Consider the following 15,799-nt stretch of genomic DNA (forward strand, 5'->3'; position numbering starts at 1 on the left):
GACTCGATAGCTCAGTTGGTAGAGCACAACACTTTTAATGTTGGGGTCCTGGGTTCGAGCCCCAGTCGGGTCACTAAAGCTATTCTGTATAAGGATAGCTTTTTTTGTTTATGTACATTATATTTTTATATCTTTAATTAGTGATTAAAAGTTAAATGTAGTGAACTTAAGGCTACGTGGAGAAATTGGTAGACTCGCCATCTTGAGGGGGTGGTGTCGCAAGACGTGTCAGTTCGAATCTGATCGTAGTCACTTATATACTTAATCTAGTATTAATAACATAAATGATCACAGGTGGTGGTCATTTTGTTCGTTTTAAAGGGAATATAACCATCTATTAGGCTTAATAGAAAAACTATGTAGATAACAATTAAGATTGCTTTAGTCATGTTCTCTTTATACCTACTTTAATAATCATTGTTTTACATTATAATTAATGATACGAGGATTATATCTGTATTAGAGATATTGCTGTAGAGTATTGATTCCGTTATAAGTCCGTAATGACTCCGTTAAAACAGCGGATTAGACGGAGTGATAAGGCAGTTATAGCTGAGTCAATGGACTGTTATATGAACAGGAGGGAATGCATCTGTAAGAAGGTAATAATAAGGAACCCTAGAAGGATATATAAAAAAAGAGCTGTCATCTAAGTTAGAGACAGCTCTTATTTTTTAGTCTTGTTTCGTTTCATCACTGTTTTCATCGTTTTTCTTAGATGGTCCCATTAGTAAAAATAGGGCAGCAACTAATCCAACACACACCAATGCAAATATGATAATCATAAATGTACCATTGTTGAAATTGTAAAGCGGTAGGTTTTGCAAAGTCATAATCTGTTTATTTTTGTTGTTTTAACACTAAAGTATGAAATATTTTTAACATTTAAAATGATAATTGTCATCTTACAGATTTGATTTGTATAATAAGTTCTAGCTTTCTAGATTTTGTGGTTATTTTGTTGATTGTTAGCTGTTTGTTTTTTTATGTAGAGAGATTTATTACTTAAAATATAATGTATGTAAATAAGAGTAGTGGATGGGGTTCAATTGTAAGCTTAATGCTAGTTAGAGTGTTATTGTTGAGATAGAGTATATTCATTTAAAAAAAAGTTTATATTTTTTTTGTGTGCTATTAATTCATTTAGTGATAGTTATGATATGTTGTGATTTTTAGTGTAGAAAAAGGTTGTTTTAATTTTGTGAGAAATAAAAAAAAGGCTACCTTTGCACAGCAATTGAGAAACAAATTAGTTGATCAATGACTCGATAGCTCAGTTGGTAGAGCACAACACTTTTAATGTTGGGGTCCTGGGTTCGAGCCCCAGTCGGGTCACAAAAAAAGAGCAGAGATTTAATTAATCTTTGCTCTTTTTTTTATGCCTAAAAAAATAAAGTAACCCTGGAGCTACTTTATTTTATTTAGTGTATTACCTAATGGTAGGTTCATTTTCTTAGTTAATGCTGATATTTCCTTAATAGAGAATTGACCAGTTATAATCATAACGATGTTTTCTTTACCATCTATATTACTTTCATTAAACATTAATAGTTTATTAATGTTAGTAGACGAACCATTTTGGTCAACATATATAGTCACATTAGCTTCACTATCTTTATTACTAGAGATTTCTTTTAAAGAAGCAGAGCTGATATGTTTAGCTACTGCAGCTTTCATTTCTCCTTTTACCGCACTAGATGTTGTATTAAATACCTTTAGAGAAGTTAACTTTTTGATTAAGTTTACGTATGCTTTCTCTTCTTCATTAGTCGGTTCTACTTTTACATTAGCCATCATTTCAAACATTTTTTGGTTAACAATAACGCTATTAACCTGCTTGTTTTTCTCAAAAGAAGAAAACTCATCTTGAGCGAAAGCAATGTTTATGGTGCTTAATGTGAATAAAAATATGAATATTGTTTTTATTGTTTTCTTCATAATTACTTTAATTTGTTAGGCTTAAGGCCTTTGTTTAGGTCACTAGACAATTGATTTAGTAGCTTATGACATTCTTTATAAGCTACTTCAGGATTGTTATAAGTACCTAGTTCATTGCTAGGTAATATAGGTGAAGTCTCTTTCTTAGTAGGGAAGTAAATAAAAGTAAGCACGGCTCCTAATATTAATATTCCAAAGAAAATTAAGGTTTTAATAGATGTCTTTTTCTTCATTTATATTGCTCTATATGTACAAACATAAGATAAAAGTAAATAAGTTTTTGTTAAATTCCTACGTTATAGTGTAAATACTGCTTTAAGTTGATATTGTGTTTTTGGTAATAACTGCCGTCGTATTTATATTTTTATTGTTTAATATTATTCTACTTTTGTAGGGTAACCAATTATGAAATTATGAAAAACTGGAAGTTTTATTCTATTTGTCTATTTATTGTTACTGGATTAGTCTCGTGTAAAAAGGATAAAGAGAATTTAGGAGAAAGTAAACAAACTGAGAATAGTATCGAGTATGCGCAAGGCTTTTCTATTAATGAATATAACGAGTACTCGATCATAAATATAAAACAACCGTGGGTAGATGCAAATAAGACCTTTAAATATGTACTATATAAAGAGTCAAAAGGAGTTATACCTGATTCATTAAAAGCAATACCTGCGATTAAGGTGCCAATAGATAATATTATCGTTACATCAACGACCCATTTACCGTCTCTAGTTATATTAGAGCAAGAGCAGAGTTTGATTGGCTTTCCAGGGCTTAACTATGTGTCTTCACCCTCTATAAGAAAGTTTATAGATGAGGGAAAAGTAAAGGAATTAGGGCAAAATGAGCAGTTAAATACAGAGTTATTATTAGACTTAAGTCCTAAAGTTATTGTTGCTTTTACAATGGATGAGTCTAATGCTACTTTAAGTACCGTACAGAAAAGTGGAATTCCTGTAATTTACAATGGTGATTGGGTAGAGCAGAGCCCTTTGGGAAAAGCAGAGTGGATAAAACTATTCGGAGCTCTGTATGGCAAAGAGAAAGAGGCTAAGGTATTTTTTGATAAAATAGTGAAGGATTACAATGAGGCTTTGGGTTTAGTGAAGAATGTTAAGAATTATCCTACAGTGATGAGTGGTGCTATGTATCAGGATGTATGGTATGCTCCACAGGGACAGAGCTGGATGGCTATCTACTTTAAAGACGCTAAGGCTGATTATATATGGAAAGATACAGATGGTACTGGTAGTTTGTCTTTATCTTATGAGGCTGTATTAGATAAAGCTATAGATGCTGCATTCTGGATAAATCCAGCTCAGTATGAGTCTTTAGGTGATTTAGAGAAAGCTAATGTTCATTATACTAAGTTTAGTTCATTTAAACATAAGAATGTATACTCTTTTGCTCCTCGTAAAGGAGCTACTGGTGGAAGTATATTCTATGAATTAGGGCCAACACGTCCAGATTTAATATTAAAAGATTTGATCTACATACTTCATCCAGAAGTAGAGATGCCTAATTATGTACCTGTATTTTTTGAGCAATTAAAATAAGTATGGGAAAGAAAGTCGTTTTAGGTGTTCTAGTCGTATTGTTAGGGATATTCTTTGTCCTTGATATTTCTGTAGGAAGTATTCGTATTCCTATAGGTACTACATTAGATGTACTTTTGGGAGATGTTGAGGTAAAAGAAACTTGGCGATATATCATACTTAATTATCGATTGCCTAAAGCTATAGTGGCAGTATTAGTAGGAGTAGCTCTTTCTATAAGTGGACTGTTAATGCAGACTTTATTTAGAAACCCAATGGCAGAGAGTTATGTTTTAGGTATTAGTTCTGGTGCTAGCCTTGGTGTAGCGATATTGATTTTAGGAAGTTCTTTATTGCCTACCGCTTTTGTAGCTTTATTTACATCTAGTTATGGTATAGCTTTAATCTCTGTTCTAGGTAGCTTAGGATTACTTTTTTTGGTGTTATTAGTATCTAACACAGTTCGAAATACTGTTACGGTATTAATCGTAGGACTTATGTTTGGAAGTTTTGCTAATGCTATAGTGAGTATACTAACTTACTTTAGCTCTGCTGAACAATTAAAACGCTTTGCTTTTTGGTCTTTAGGTAGTCTAGGTAATTTGAGTTGGGACGTTATTTTGTTATTTGGAGTAGTAGTTTTTATTGGGGTATTCGGAAGTTTACTTCTAATACGTTCTTTAGACGCTATGTTATTAGGAGATAACTATGCTTCTTCTATGGGAGTAAATGTAAAAAGAGCACGTAACCTAATTATTTTAGTTACAAGCTTGTTAGCAGGAGTTTCTACAGCATTTGTGGGGCCTATAGCTTTTATTGGTTTGGCTGTTCCTCATATCGCTAGGTTGTTATTAAAAGTGAGTAGTCATAGGTATCTTATTATAAGTACAGCTCTTTTAGGAGGAGTCATAATGCTGATATGTGATATGTTGACACAAATAAAAGGAGAGCAGTTCTTATTACCGATTAATGCTGTTACATCTATCTTTGGAGCCCCTATAGTTATATGGTTAATATTAAGACGAAAAGTCTAATGTTTAGCAAAGTTTAGGCTTACAGAAAAAAATATTAAAAAGTATAAGCATCTGTAGATTTACTTTATCTTTGCCAATTGTAAATAGTTACTATGAAATTCGAGTTATTACATACAGACGCAGGTTCTCGTGCTCGTGCCGGGAAGATTACGCTTGATCACGGTGTTATAGAAACACCTATTTTTATGCCTGTTGGTACCGTAGCTTCGGTTAAAGGAGTTCACCAACGTGAGTTAGCAGATGAGATTAATCCAGACATTATTTTAGGTAATACATACCACCTTTACTTAAGACCAAAGATGGAGATTCTTAAACAGGCTGGAGGATTACACAAGTTTATGAACTGGGACAGAAACATCTTAACAGATAGTGGAGGTTTTCAGGTTTATTCTTTGTCTTCAAATAGAAAGATTAAAGAAGAAGGAGTTAAGTTTAAATCACATATAGATGGATCATACCATTTCTTCTCACCAGAGAGTGTTATGGAGATTCAACGAACTATCGGAGCTGATATTATTATGGCTTTTGATGAGTGTACACCTTATCCTTGTGATTATAGATATGCTAAGAGGTCTATGCATCGTACTCATAGATGGTTAGACAGATGTGTGGAGCATCTAACTAAGGTACCTGAAATGTATGGGTATTCTCAGACGTTATTCCCTATTGTTCAAGGAAGTACTTTTAAAGATTTAAGACAGCAGTCTGCTGAGTATATTGCTAATATTGGTGCTGATGGTAATGCTATCGGAGGATTATCAGTAGGAGAACCAGCAGAAGAGATGTACGCAATGACTGAGTTGGTAACTGATATATTGCCAAAAGATAAACCTCGTTATTTAATGGGGGTAGGTACACCTATTAATATTCTTGAAAACATCGCTTTAGGAGTAGATATGTTTGACTGTGTAATGCCAACACGTAATGCTCGTAATGGTATGTTATTTACAGCGAATGGATCTATAAATATGAAGAATAAGAAGTGGGAAAATGATTTCTCACCTATTGATGAGAATGCTTATACTTGGGTAGATACAGCTTACTCTAAAGCTTATTTACGCCACCTTTTTGCTGCTAATGAATCTTTAGGGAAACAAATAGCAACTATTCACAATTTAGGTTTTTACTTATGGTTAGTACGTGAGGCACGTCGTCAGATCTTAGCTGGTACTTTCACTGAGTGGAAAAATAAAATGGTGAAACAAATGGACAACCGTTTATAAGTTTTAATTAAAAATATAGAGAAGCATCTAATAGTAATTATATGAAAATTTTAGATTGGTATATACTTAAAAGGTATTTAGCGACATTTTTTGTGTTGTTGTTACTTTTTGTGCCTATTGGGATCATTATTGATGTTTCTGAAAAAATAAACAAGATATTAGCAAATAAGGTTCCACTTCAGGCAGTATTAGTGTACTATCTGGACTTTACAATCTATTTTGCTAATATGTTGTTTCCTATTATGTTATTTATTTCGATTATATGGTTTACATCGAAATTAGCTAATAACACAGAGATTGTTGCGATATTAAGTTCTGGTATTTCATTCAACCGCTTTTTACGCCCTTATATTGTAGGAGCTACTATTGTATCGCTTTTTGCATTAGTTATGTCTATATTTATTGTACCTGGAGCTAGTCAGGGCTTTAATGACTTTAGATATAAGTATATGAAGAGTGATCAGGTACGAGAGAGCCAGAATGTGTTTAGACAAATCAGTCCAACAGAGTTTATCTACGTAAGTAATTTTAATTATAATTCAAAAACAGGATATAATTTCTCTTACGAAGAGTTTGATGGGAATAGGTTAGTGGCTAAGATGACGGCTAATAGGATAGAATGGAATCCTGAGACACAGACATATACTTTATTTGATTACTTTAGAAGAGAAGTAGGAAAAGGAGAAGATACATTTGAAAAAGCTGAACAAAAAGAAATGAAGCTCGACTTTGATATTGATGATTTGACTCCTGTAGTATATGCTGCTGAGACTATGCAATTAGGACCTTTAAAGCGCTTTATCGAGAAAGAGCAAATGAGAGGATCTGCTAATATTAATATTTACTTAGTAGTTTTATATAAGAAGTACAGTGTACCTGTATCAGCATTTATTCTGACAATTATAGCTGTATCTGTATCTTCAATGAAGAGAAGAGGAGGGATGGGAATGAACTTAGCTATAGGTATCGCCTTAGCGTTTATTTATGTCTTTTTTGATAAGATATTTGGAACTCTAGCAGAGGCTTCAAGTATTCCTCCATTATTCGCAGTATGGTTTCCAAACATCGTGTTTGGTATCTTAGCAATATTTTTACTTAGAAATGCCCGCAGATAATATTAAAAGTTACATATATCTCCATATAATCGTTTTTATATGGGGATTTACTGCTATTTTAGGGCAGTTAATATCATTAGAGGCCCTGCCTTTAGTATGGTATAGAATTCTTATCTCTGTAATTACTTTAATCATCTATTATGCAATAACTAAAAAGAATGTAAAGGCTCCTAAGCATCGTATTATCCAGTTTTTGGGAGCAGGTGTGGTAATTGCGCTACATTGGTTGACTTTTTTCTTAGCGATTAAAGTCTCTAATATATCAATCACTCTAGCATGTTTGTCAACAGGCGCGTTCTTTGCCTCTATTTTAGAACCTATTTTTCTAAAACGAAAAGTTGTGTTCTATGAGATGGTATTCGGTGTTATTGTTGTTTGTGCTTTGACTCTGATTTTTAGTGTGAGTGGGCATTATATAGAAGGGATTGTATTAGGATTGATAGCAGCTTGTTTATCAGCTATGTTCTCTATTATAAATAGTAAGTTAATAGTGCATACAGCGGCTCCTGTAATTACATTTTATGAAATGGTGGGAGGGCTGATGGTTTTGACTTTAGCGTTGTTGTTTACAGGAGGATTTACAAAGGAATTCTTTGAGGTTAGTATGAGTGATTGGATGTGGTTATTAGTATTAGGTACTATTTGTACTGCATTTGCCTTTTTAGGGTCAGTGTATGTTATGAGGTATTTAAGTCCTTTTACAGTAATGCTAACAATTAATTTAGAGCCTATTTATGGAATTCTATTAGCGGTGGCTATATTTAAAGATAGTGAGAAAATGACTCCAGAGTTTTACATTGGAGCTCTATTGATATTAAGTACAGTAGTACTAAATGGTGTTGTAAAAAACAGAAAAAACAGAAAACTTAGTGCTAGATAGCTTATCTATCCGAGTATTGTTTTATCTTTGTAATTCGTAATTGAAACTAAAACTTAATCATAAATGGAATATTTAGATTTTGAACTTCCAATTAAAGAGCTTGAAGAACAGCTAACTAAATGTGCTTTGATAGGTGAAGAATCTGATGTAGATGTATCAGCTACATGCAAGCAAATTGAGAAGAAATTAGAAGAAACTAAAAAGAATATATACAAAAACTTGACTGCTTGGCAGAGAGTTCAATTGTCTAGACACCCAAATAGACCTTATACATTAGATTATATTAAGGCTTTATGTGGTGATACATTCTTAGAACTTTTTGGTGATAGAAATGTAAAGGATGATAAAGCTATGATAGGTGGTCTAGGAAAGATCGGAGATCAAAGTTTTATGTTCGTAGGTCAACAAAAAGGTTACAATACTAAAACTAGACAGTATAGAAACTTTGGTATGGCTAATCCAGAAGGATATAGAAAAGCTCTACGTTTAATGCAAATGGCAGAGAAATTTAATATTCCTATTGTTACTTTAATCGATACTCCAGGTGCTTATCCAGGACTTGAAGCAGAAGAAAGAGGACAAGGAGAAGCTATTGCTCGTAATATCTATGAGATGTTCCGTATTAAAGTGCCTATCATCTGTATTATTGTAGGAGAAGGAGCTTCAGGTGGAGCATTAGGAATTGGTGTTGGTGATAAAGTAACTATGTTAGAGAATACTTGGTATTCTGTAATTTCACCAGAATCATGTTCTTCTATTTTATGGAGAAGCTGGGAACACAAAGAAAGAGCAGCTGATGCATTAAAATTAACTTCATATGATATGAAGAAAAATAAGTTAGTTGATGATATTATTCCTGAACCATTAGGAGGAGCTCACACTAATAGAGAAGAAACTTTTGCTTCAGTTAGAAAGTATATTGAAGATACTTATAAGAGCTTAGTTAAGTTATCAACAGAGAAATTAATCGAGAAGCGCATGGAGAAATATTTCGAAATGGGTGAATATAAAGACTAATTCTTTGAAATTATAAAATAGAAAATCCGAGATAACATCTCGGATTTTTTTTTCACTATTTATTAGTTTGTTGTTAACAGGCTAATTGTATAATTTAGAATTGAGTTATTGGCAAAAAGGATTAATTTAGCAGTATGGAACAAGCAAAAGATTTTAGACCCAAACAGTCCTTCCCTAGGGAAGTTGTATCTTTAGAGAAAGGAAAACTTCCTCCGCAAGCCCTTGATTTAGAAGAGGCTGTGTTAGGAGCTATGATGATTGATAAAAAAGGTATTGATGAGGTAATCGATATTCTACAACCTGATGCTTTTTACAAAGATGCCCATAAGCATATATTTGAAGCTATAGATCAACTATTCGTAAGTAATCAGCCAATAGATTTATTGACTGTGTCTACACAATTACGTAAAAATGGTAAGTTAGAGCAGGTAGGAGGAGATTATTATTTGGTTAGCTTAACTCAAAAGATTACTTCTTCTGCACATATTGAGTTCCATTCACGCATTATATTACAGAAGTTTATTCAACGTAGTTTGATTAGAATTTCTAATGAGATTATTGAAGATGCATATGATGAAACTAGTGATGTATTTGATTTATTAGATAAAGCTGAGGCGCGTTTATACGAAGTTACTCAAGGAAATATTAAGAAGAGCTCTGAGACGGCTCAATCTTTAGTAGCACAAGCAAAGAAGAGAATTGAAGAGATCAGTACTAAAGAAGGTCTGAGTGGTTTAGCAACAGGATTTCACAAACTTGATGAACTTACCTCTGGGTGGCAACCAAGTGATTTGATTATTATTGCAGCTCGTCCTGGTATGGGTAAAACGGCATTTGTACTATCGATGGCACGTAATATAGCTATTGGAACAGGTGCAGGAGTTGCGGTATTCTCATTAGAGATGTCTTCTGTTCAGTTGATTACTCGTCTTATTTCGTCTGAGACAGGATTGTCATCAGAGAAGTTACGTACTGGGAAATTAGAAACGCATGAGTGGGAGCAATTAAACGTAAAAGTAAAAGACTTAGAACGTGCACCATTATATATTGATGATACACCTTCTCTTTCTATTTTTGACTTACGAGCAAAAGCACGTCGTTTGGCTTCACAACACGGAATTAAATTGATTATCATTGACTACTTACAGTTAATGACAGCAGGTGGTAATTCGAAAGGAGGAGGTAACCGTGAACAAGAGATTTCTACCATATCTCGTACATTAAAGGCCTTAGCTAAGGAACTTGATGTACCAGTTATTGCTTTATCTCAGTTATCTCGTGCAGTAGAAACTCGTGGAGCTTCTAAAAGACCGTTATTATCCGATTTAAGGGAGTCTGGAGCGATTGAGCAGGATGCGGATATTGTATCATTTATTTATCGACCAGAGTACTATAAAATTGAAGAATGGGATGATGAAGAAAGAAGTCCTACAGCAGGTCAAGCGGAATTTATTGTAGCTAAACACAGAAATGGTGGTCTAGATAATATTCGTTTGAAATTCTTAGGTCAGTTTGGTAAGTTTGACAATTTAGATGATGATGTTATAGGATTTGGTAGTACCACTTTTTCATCAGCTATGAATGAACAAGAGGGAGGAGATTATAGACAGAATTTTGCAGGTAGCTTACCTCCAGGTGATGCTATTTTTGGTTCTTCTCCAAGTCAAGGATATCACGGTGGATATCAGAATGACGATGATGTACCATTTTAATAGATATATAGAAATAAAAAAACCTACTTATTTATTAAGTAGGTTTTTTTATTTCTCTTTTATTCTTCTGTTTTAGGAGTCTGTTGACTACTTGTTGGTACCGTTCTTTGAACTTTAGGTGTACTAGGCGTTGCTGTGTTTACAACTTCAGTTGTTTGAATTTTAGGTATAAAGCGCTTACTAGCAAAACTCCAGTTTAGAAACTTAAAACAAGCTTCTAGGTATGCAGTTACATCATCTTCATAAGTAGAGTAATAAGCATGTTCCCATAAGTCGATTGCTATTAATGGATAACCACCATTTACTTCAGGCATTGACGGAGTGTCGTTATTTGCAGTTACCATAACTTGTATAGCTCCATTATTGTTGACAATCCATAACCATCCAGCACCTACTAGACTGTTTCCTTTACTGATAAACTCTTTTTTTAACTCAGCCATAGAACCAAATGATTCATTAATAGCAATAGTTAAACTCTCTGTTGGTTTAGTTTGTTCTAAAGGAGATAGAGACTTCCAGTATAAATTGTGATTGTAATAACCTCCAGCAAAGTTCTTTATTTTCGGAGAGTTATTGTCTATTCTTGATACTAAAGCAGGTATACTATCTCTTTCGAATGGTGTACCATGAACTGTAGTATTTAATTTATTTGCATAACTTAAGTGATATTTTTCTAAGTGTATATAAACACTTTCAGGCTTTAATATTTCAGCATAATCATTAAACCCATATCCCAAGTGTGCCATTTCGTATGGACCTTGTTTTGTTTTTATTGTTGCTGGATCAGGGAAATTCGAGTTCTGCGTAGCAAATGATTCTCGCTCCGGTATTTGAACTTCGTTTAATTCATCTTTAGTACCACAAGAAGTAAGTACTAAGAAGTTTAAACTGATTATTGCTATTAAAGGTAACTTAAGCTTTGTCATTGTCTAATATTTCTTTTGCTAGTTTAATATACTCTAGCTTTGCTTCAGTTGTTGTTAAGTGGCTGACTTGTGTCCATGCATTAAACTTAAATGCACGTTTTAAATCACTTGACATATCTTCAAAATCTTGGTGGCTTAGACCATTAGTTGCTTGTTTATAAAAAGCATATATGCGCAACATTACATCAGGAGCTAAATCTGTAGCTTCCCGGGAAATACGCTCATAAGCTTGTGTAAATTCTAAATCTAGATTACTCATTCTTTTTATTTGTGTGCAATTACAGTTTTATTACCAATTGCTTTTTGATTTAATACCACATCAACTTTCGTACCTAAAGGTAAATATAAGTCAACTCTTGATCCGAATTTAATAAATCCAGCATCTGTTCCTTGTATAGCTTGCATTCCAGGTTTAGCATAGTTAACGATACGTTTAGCTAATGCTCCAGCGATTTGTCTATACATAACTTCTCCAAAAACAGGATTGTCTATTACTACAGATGTGCGTTCGTTCTCTTCACTTGCTTTAGGATGCCATGCTACTAGATATTTTCCAGCGTGGTATTGGCTGTATTTGATTAATCCATTTAATCCATAACGAGTAACGTGTACATTAAGAGGAGACATAAATACAGACACCATTAATCTTTTTTCTTTAAAGTATTCTGGTTCATATACCTCTTCTATAACTACTACTTTACCATCCACAGGAGCCAATATTGTATTGTCATCTGGTTTGATGCTTCTATTAGGGTTTCTAAAGAATTGTAATATTAGAATTAAAAAGATAATTACTATTGATTGCAAAGTCATTCTCAACCATGGAATACTAGTGCATAACACATCAATTAGTACCACTAATACAGCAGTGATTAGTGATGAAAAGAAAATGATTTTAGTTCCTTCTTTGTGAAACATAGTTATAAAATTTGATATATTAAATACAAAAATGGTGCTACAAATATAACACTATCTAAACGATCCAGGATACCACCATGACCAGGCATGATAGATCCGCTGTCTTTTACGCCAGCTTCTCTTTTGAAATGAGATTCGACTAAGTCTCCAATCGTTCCAAAAATGCTGACAAAAATAGCACTACTTATCCAAATTACAATATTATAAAAGCTAAAAAATTGACTAAGGATAATTGCTGCTACTACTGTGAAGACCATTCCACCTAAGAAACCTTCAATAGTTTTTTTAGGAGATATTCTTTCAAATAGTTTATTCTTTCCAAACTTCTTGCCTACAATGTAGGCAAAAGTATCATTTGTCCATATCATAATTAATAGACCGATAATAACTTGTGGTCTATAGATTAACTCATCTCCTTCTTTAACGAAAGGTAAGTATTGAATAGATAAGAAAGATGCTATTATATAACCTAAGAAGATAATCATCTTCACAGGGAATGATCTATTTGGTTTTTTAGTAGTAAATAATTCAGCAACTAAAGCTAGTAGAATTACAGCAGCAAAGATTGCTATAGCATTAATAGGTAATATATCTCTATCCCAAAATAGGCAAGTAGAAGCCATAAGGGATATTATCATTGCTAGGGATTTAGGAAGTTTAATTAGCTTAGCGAATTCAAACGAAGCTATGAACATAAATACCCCAAATAAAAGTTCAAAGGATATTTTGTGGAATAACGTTGCTCCTACCAATAGTGCTATATATACTGCACCAGATATTGCTCGAGTAACTGTTTCTGACATATTAAAGGTCTTCTAAAAGTAATAAATACAAATTTTTTGGAGATCTACCATAGCCTAAGAAATCGCTTTCATTAGAAGATGGTTTAAAATAATTGAATGCAGTGATATTAGTAGGTAAAGCGCTACCATACTTTCTTTTGATTTCACGTAGACCATCACTTTTAGTTCTAGTCATTTGACTAGTTCTAGCCACTATAACAATGTTATCTGGTAAGTCGTGTGCTTTATTATTCTTAATTTGTTTATCACAGAATAGGATAGAACCATCTTCTGCTATTAAGTTCTCACAACCCGAAAAAAAGAATGTAGGATTTTTTACCTCACTGTATTTTATATTATTCTCTTGTAACATTGAGAAAAGGGAAGTTTCGTAAGTAAGAGCTTCAGTTTCGAACCAATCGTTCTCTACTAGTATATTAATGAATGCTTCATTCAATTCATCTACTGACTCACAGTATAGAAACTTACCACCGTTATCGTTAAAGTTTAAAGTAAAGAGTTCATCTACTGGGAGTTTTTGTTCAGGCAAGTATTGACTTCTATGCACAGTAGGATTGTCCTCTACTAGGTCAGAAGGTTGAAATACTTGTATTAACTTTTTGAAAAAACTCATATTAAATAAACTCCGAAGGAATAAATAATGATTAACTATTCAAAGATAAAAAAAATCTTAACTTAAAGTTGCCTTTAGGTTAAGATTTTTAATGTTTATATAAGATAGAATCTTATAATTCTGTATTGTTTTCTGATTTTGTTTCAGAATTTAGATTTATTTCTACAGCACCTTCTTTATCGAATGGTCTCTTACCGAAGATGTTCTCTAAATCTTGTTTGAAGATTACTTCTTTTTCACAAAGTAAATCAGCTAGCTGAACTAATTTGTCTCTATTCTCAGAAAGGATCGAAATAGCTCTAGCATATTGTCCTTCTATTAATGAAGAAATCTCTTGATCTATAACTCTAGCAGTTTCTTCAGAGTAAGGTTTAGCGAAGCTGTACTCACTTTGTCCAGACGAATCATAATAAGTTATGTTACCTAGTTTTTCGTTTAGCCCGTAGATAGTAACCATTGCTTTAGCTTGTTTAGTTACTTTCTCTAAGTCACTTAAAGCACCAGTTGAGATCTTGTCGAAGATAATCTTTTCAGCAGCACGTCCACCCATAGTAGCACACATCTCGTCTAACATTTGTTCTGTTCTTACGATTTGTCTTTCTGCAGGTAAGTACCAAGCTGCTCCTAAACTCTGACCTCTAGGTACGATAGTTACCTTAACTAGAGGAGAAGCATGCTCACACATCCAGCTTACTGTAGCGTGTCCAGCCTCGTGAATAGCGATAGCGTATTTCTCTTCAGGGCTGATAATTTTATTTTTCTTCTCTAGACCACCGATGATTCTATCTACAGCGTCTAAGAAGTCTTGCATATCCACCTCTTTTTTATCTTTACGAGCAGCAGTTAATGCAGCTTCGTTACATACGTTAGCGATGTCAGCTCCAGAGAAACCTGGTGTTTGTTTTGATAAGAAGTCAATATCTAAGTTGTCAACTTTCTTAATGTTGCGTAAGTGAACATTAAAGATAGCCTCACGTTCTTTAACGTCTGGTAAGTCAACATAGATTTGTCTATCAAAACGACCAGCTCTTAATAAAGCCTTGTCTAATATCTCAGCACGGTTAGTAGCAGCTAATACAATTACGTTCGTATTAGAACCAAAACCATCCATTTCAGTTAACAATTGGTTTAATGTATTTTCTCTTTCATCGTTAGATCCAGAGAAGTTACTCTTACCACGAGCACGACCTACTGCGTCAATCTCATCGATGAAGATAATAGCAGGTGATTTCTCTTTAGCTTGTTTAAACAAGTCTCTAACACGAGAAGCACCAACTCCTACAAACATCTCTACGAAATCAGAACCTGATAAAGAGAAGAACGGTACCTGAGCCTCACCAGCAACAGCTTTAGCTAATAAAGTCTTACCAGTACCTGGAGGACCTACTAATAAAGCTCCTTTAGGGATTTTACCACCGATAGATGTATATTTCTCAGGGTTCTTTAAGAACTCTACGATTTCTACGATTTCTTCTTTAGCACCTTCTAATCCTGCTACATCTTTAAATGTAACTTTAATATCATTCTTTTCGTCGAATAATTTAGCTTTAGACTTACCGATAGAGAAGATTTGGCCTCCGCCACCTCCAGCTCCACCACCAGTCATTCTTCTCATCATGAATAACCAGAATCCAATGATGATGATGATAGGTAAGAAACTAATTAAGATATCTCCCCAGTTACTATCTGGTTCAGATTTATATTCTTTAAGTTTTCCTTCAGCGGTAGCTTTGTCAAGTTTTTCTTGGAATATTTTAGAATCCCCAATGTCAGTTAAGAATTGTGGACCTGCATTCTCTCTACCTAAGATGTTGTTTTTATTTAAGCTTTCGAACTCTTTACTTTTTTGAGCATCTGGTGTAAGATACACTTTAGCTACAGTACGGCTGAAGTCTATTTTTTCTACGTATCCTTTGTCTACATATTCATAAAGCTTAGAAAGGCCCAATTGTCTTGAGTTTCCGAAGCTGCTTCCGTTAGTCAGGAAGTTAATCACCAAAATAATTACCAAGATACTTCCATATAATACCCATGGATTAAATCTTGATTTATTTTGATTAGGTTTCATATTTTCCGACATGA

The 15,799-nt window shown here is 33.6% G+C and carries 16 protein-coding genes and 3 tRNA genes; 10 read left to right on the top strand and 9 right to left on the bottom strand.

All coding sequences use genetic code 11. The features are described from left to right. Together BMX53_RS16235 and BMX53_RS16240 are read left to right on the top strand one after the other, a co-directional pair. Positions 1-73: transfer RNA gene (locus BMX53_RS16235), tRNA-Lys, on the top strand. A gap of 97 nt (positions 74-170) precedes the next feature. Then, positions 171-252: transfer RNA gene (locus BMX53_RS16240), tRNA-Leu, on the top strand. Positions 253-674: 422 nt separating this feature from the next. Here the strand turns inward: BMX53_RS16240 and BMX53_RS19145 are convergent. After that, the gene (locus BMX53_RS19145) at positions 675-833 is read right to left on the bottom strand and encodes a hypothetical protein (protein WP_164071955.1); all 159 of its coding nucleotides are present in this window, start codon (positions 831-833) and stop codon (positions 675-677) included. A gap of 429 nt (positions 834-1,262) precedes the next feature. Here BMX53_RS19145 and BMX53_RS16245 point away from each other — a divergent pair. Beyond that, a tRNA-Lys gene (locus BMX53_RS16245) sits at positions 1,263-1,335 on the top strand. A gap of 72 nt (positions 1,336-1,407) precedes the next feature. Here BMX53_RS16245 and BMX53_RS16250 read toward each other — a convergent pair. Beyond that, complete coding sequence (locus tag BMX53_RS16250; protein ID WP_074747680.1) at positions 1,408-1,938, bottom strand: DUF4252 domain-containing protein; 531 nt, start codon at positions 1,936-1,938, stop codon at positions 1,408-1,410. A gap of 2 nt (positions 1,939-1,940) precedes the next feature. Further along, complete coding sequence (locus BMX53_RS16255) at positions 1,941-2,171, bottom strand: hypothetical protein (RefSeq protein WP_038985355.1); 231 nt, start codon at positions 2,169-2,171, stop codon at positions 1,941-1,943. A 180-nt stretch (positions 2,172-2,351) separates the two neighbouring features. Between BMX53_RS16255 and BMX53_RS16260 the strand changes: the two genes are divergently transcribed. The 7 genes from BMX53_RS16260 (at position 2,352) to dnaB (ending at position 10,457) form a co-directional block, all read left to right on the top strand. Beyond that, the gene (locus BMX53_RS16260; RefSeq protein ID WP_074747682.1) at positions 2,352-3,497 is read left to right on the top strand and encodes an ABC transporter substrate-binding protein; all 1,146 of its coding nucleotides are present in this window, start codon (positions 2,352-2,354) and stop codon (positions 3,495-3,497) included. A gap of 2 nt (positions 3,498-3,499) precedes the next feature. Continuing rightward, positions 3,500-4,510, top strand: a complete 1,011-nt coding sequence (locus BMX53_RS16265; protein ID WP_074747685.1) for a FecCD family ABC transporter permease — start codon at positions 3,500-3,502, stop codon at positions 4,508-4,510. 92 nt (positions 4,511-4,602) lie between these two features. Then, positions 4,603-5,733 carry a tRNA guanosine(34) transglycosylase Tgt gene (tgt, locus tag BMX53_RS16270; protein ID WP_038985358.1) on the top strand — a complete coding sequence of 377 codons (1,131 nt, stop codon included), beginning with the start codon at positions 4,603-4,605 and terminating at the stop codon, positions 5,731-5,733. Positions 5,734-5,774: 41 nt separating this feature from the next. Beyond that, complete coding sequence (locus BMX53_RS16275; protein ID WP_038985359.1) at positions 5,775-6,848, top strand: LptF/LptG family permease; 1,074 nt, start codon at positions 5,775-5,777, stop codon at positions 6,846-6,848. Then, the gene (locus BMX53_RS16280; protein ID WP_074747688.1) at positions 6,835-7,728 is read left to right on the top strand and encodes a DMT family transporter; all 894 of its coding nucleotides are present in this window, start codon (positions 6,835-6,837) and stop codon (positions 7,726-7,728) included. The genes BMX53_RS16275 and BMX53_RS16280 overlap by 14 nt, the downstream gene beginning before the upstream one ends. Before the next feature lie 63 nt (positions 7,729-7,791). Further along, complete coding sequence (locus BMX53_RS16285) at positions 7,792-8,745, top strand: acetyl-CoA carboxylase carboxyltransferase subunit alpha (protein ID WP_074747690.1); 954 nt, start codon at positions 7,792-7,794, stop codon at positions 8,743-8,745. A gap of 134 nt (positions 8,746-8,879) precedes the next feature. Beyond that, the gene (gene dnaB, locus BMX53_RS16290) at positions 8,880-10,457 is read left to right on the top strand and encodes a replicative DNA helicase (RefSeq protein ID WP_038985362.1); all 1,578 of its coding nucleotides are present in this window, start codon (positions 8,880-8,882) and stop codon (positions 10,455-10,457) included. Between the two features lie 59 nt (positions 10,458-10,516). Here dnaB and BMX53_RS16295 read toward each other — a convergent pair whose 3' ends face one another. The 6 genes from BMX53_RS16295 to ftsH all read right to left on the bottom strand — a co-directional run bounded on the left by BMX53_RS16295 (position 10,517) and on the right by ftsH (position 15,797). After that, the gene (locus tag BMX53_RS16295; protein ID WP_074747693.1) at positions 10,517-11,383 is read right to left on the bottom strand and encodes a superoxide dismutase; all 867 of its coding nucleotides are present in this window, start codon (positions 11,381-11,383) and stop codon (positions 10,517-10,519) included. Continuing rightward, positions 11,370-11,642 carry an acyl-CoA-binding protein gene (locus BMX53_RS16300; protein ID WP_038985363.1) on the bottom strand — a complete coding sequence of 91 codons (273 nt, stop codon included), beginning with the start codon at positions 11,640-11,642 and terminating at the stop codon, positions 11,370-11,372. The genes BMX53_RS16295 and BMX53_RS16300 overlap by 14 nt, the downstream gene beginning before the upstream one ends. A gap of 5 nt (positions 11,643-11,647) precedes the next feature. Beyond that, on the bottom strand, positions 11,648-12,301 hold the full coding sequence (locus BMX53_RS16305; RefSeq protein ID WP_074747696.1) for a phosphatidylserine decarboxylase family protein: 654 nt from the start codon (positions 12,299-12,301) through the stop codon (positions 11,648-11,650). A gap of 2 nt (positions 12,302-12,303) precedes the next feature. After that, positions 12,304-13,104, bottom strand: a complete 801-nt coding sequence (locus BMX53_RS16310) for a phosphatidate cytidylyltransferase (RefSeq protein ID WP_074747699.1) — start codon at positions 13,102-13,104, stop codon at positions 12,304-12,306. A 1-nt stretch (position 13,105) separates the two neighbouring features. Further along, the gene (locus BMX53_RS16315; RefSeq protein WP_038985366.1) at positions 13,106-13,717 is read right to left on the bottom strand and encodes an LUD domain-containing protein; all 612 of its coding nucleotides are present in this window, start codon (positions 13,715-13,717) and stop codon (positions 13,106-13,108) included. Between the two features lie 112 nt (positions 13,718-13,829). After that, complete coding sequence (ftsH, locus tag BMX53_RS16320; RefSeq protein WP_038985367.1) at positions 13,830-15,797, bottom strand: ATP-dependent zinc metalloprotease FtsH; 1,968 nt, start codon at positions 15,795-15,797, stop codon at positions 13,830-13,832. Positions 15,798-15,799 lie beyond the last annotated feature (2 nt).

Source organism: Myroides marinus, from assembly GCF_900109075.1.
Classification (GTDB): Bacteria; Bacteroidota; Bacteroidia; order Flavobacteriales; family Flavobacteriaceae; genus Flavobacterium; species Flavobacterium marinum_A.

Bases quoted from the DNA above. Each gene is read 5' to 3' on its own strand.
- BMX53_RS16300 (WP_038985363.1), bottom strand. From the start codon at position 11,642: ATGAGTAATCTAGATTTAGAATTTACACAAGCTTATGAGCGTATTTCC.
- BMX53_RS16285 (WP_074747690.1), top strand. From the start codon at position 7,792: ATGGAATATTTAGATTTTGAACTTCCAATTAAAGAGCTTGAAGAACAG.
- BMX53_RS19145 (WP_164071955.1), bottom strand. From the start codon at position 833: ATGACTTTGCAAAACCTACCGCTTTACAATTTCAACAATGGTACATTT.
- tgt (WP_038985358.1), top strand. From the start codon at position 4,603: ATGAAATTCGAGTTATTACATACAGACGCAGGTTCTCGTGCTCGTGCC.
- BMX53_RS16260 (WP_074747682.1), top strand. From the start codon at position 2,352: ATGAAAAACTGGAAGTTTTATTCTATTTGTCTATTTATTGTTACTGGA.
- BMX53_RS16280 (WP_074747688.1), top strand. From the start codon at position 6,835: ATGCCCGCAGATAATATTAAAAGTTACATATATCTCCATATAATCGTT.
- BMX53_RS16265 (WP_074747685.1), top strand. From the start codon at position 3,500: ATGGGAAAGAAAGTCGTTTTAGGTGTTCTAGTCGTATTGTTAGGGATA.
- BMX53_RS16305 (WP_074747696.1), bottom strand. From the start codon at position 12,301: ATGTTTCACAAAGAAGGAACTAAAATCATTTTCTTTTCATCACTAATC.
- BMX53_RS16255 (WP_038985355.1), bottom strand. From the start codon at position 2,171: ATGAAGAAAAAGACATCTATTAAAACCTTAATTTTCTTTGGAATATTA.
- BMX53_RS16295 (WP_074747693.1), bottom strand. From the start codon at position 11,383: ATGACAAAGCTTAAGTTACCTTTAATAGCAATAATCAGTTTAAACTTC.
- BMX53_RS16315 (WP_038985366.1), bottom strand. From the start codon at position 13,717: ATGAGTTTTTTCAAAAAGTTAATACAAGTATTTCAACCTTCTGACCTA.
- ftsH (WP_038985367.1), bottom strand. From the start codon at position 15,797: ATGTCGGAAAATATGAAACCTAATCAAAATAAATCAAGATTTAATCCA.
- dnaB (WP_038985362.1), top strand. From the start codon at position 8,880: ATGGAACAAGCAAAAGATTTTAGACCCAAACAGTCCTTCCCTAGGGAA.
- BMX53_RS16310 (WP_074747699.1), bottom strand. From the start codon at position 13,104: ATGTCAGAAACAGTTACTCGAGCAATATCTGGTGCAGTATATATAGCA.
- BMX53_RS16250 (WP_074747680.1), bottom strand. From the start codon at position 1,938: ATGAAGAAAACAATAAAAACAATATTCATATTTTTATTCACATTAAGC.
- BMX53_RS16275 (WP_038985359.1), top strand. From the start codon at position 5,775: ATGAAAATTTTAGATTGGTATATACTTAAAAGGTATTTAGCGACATTT.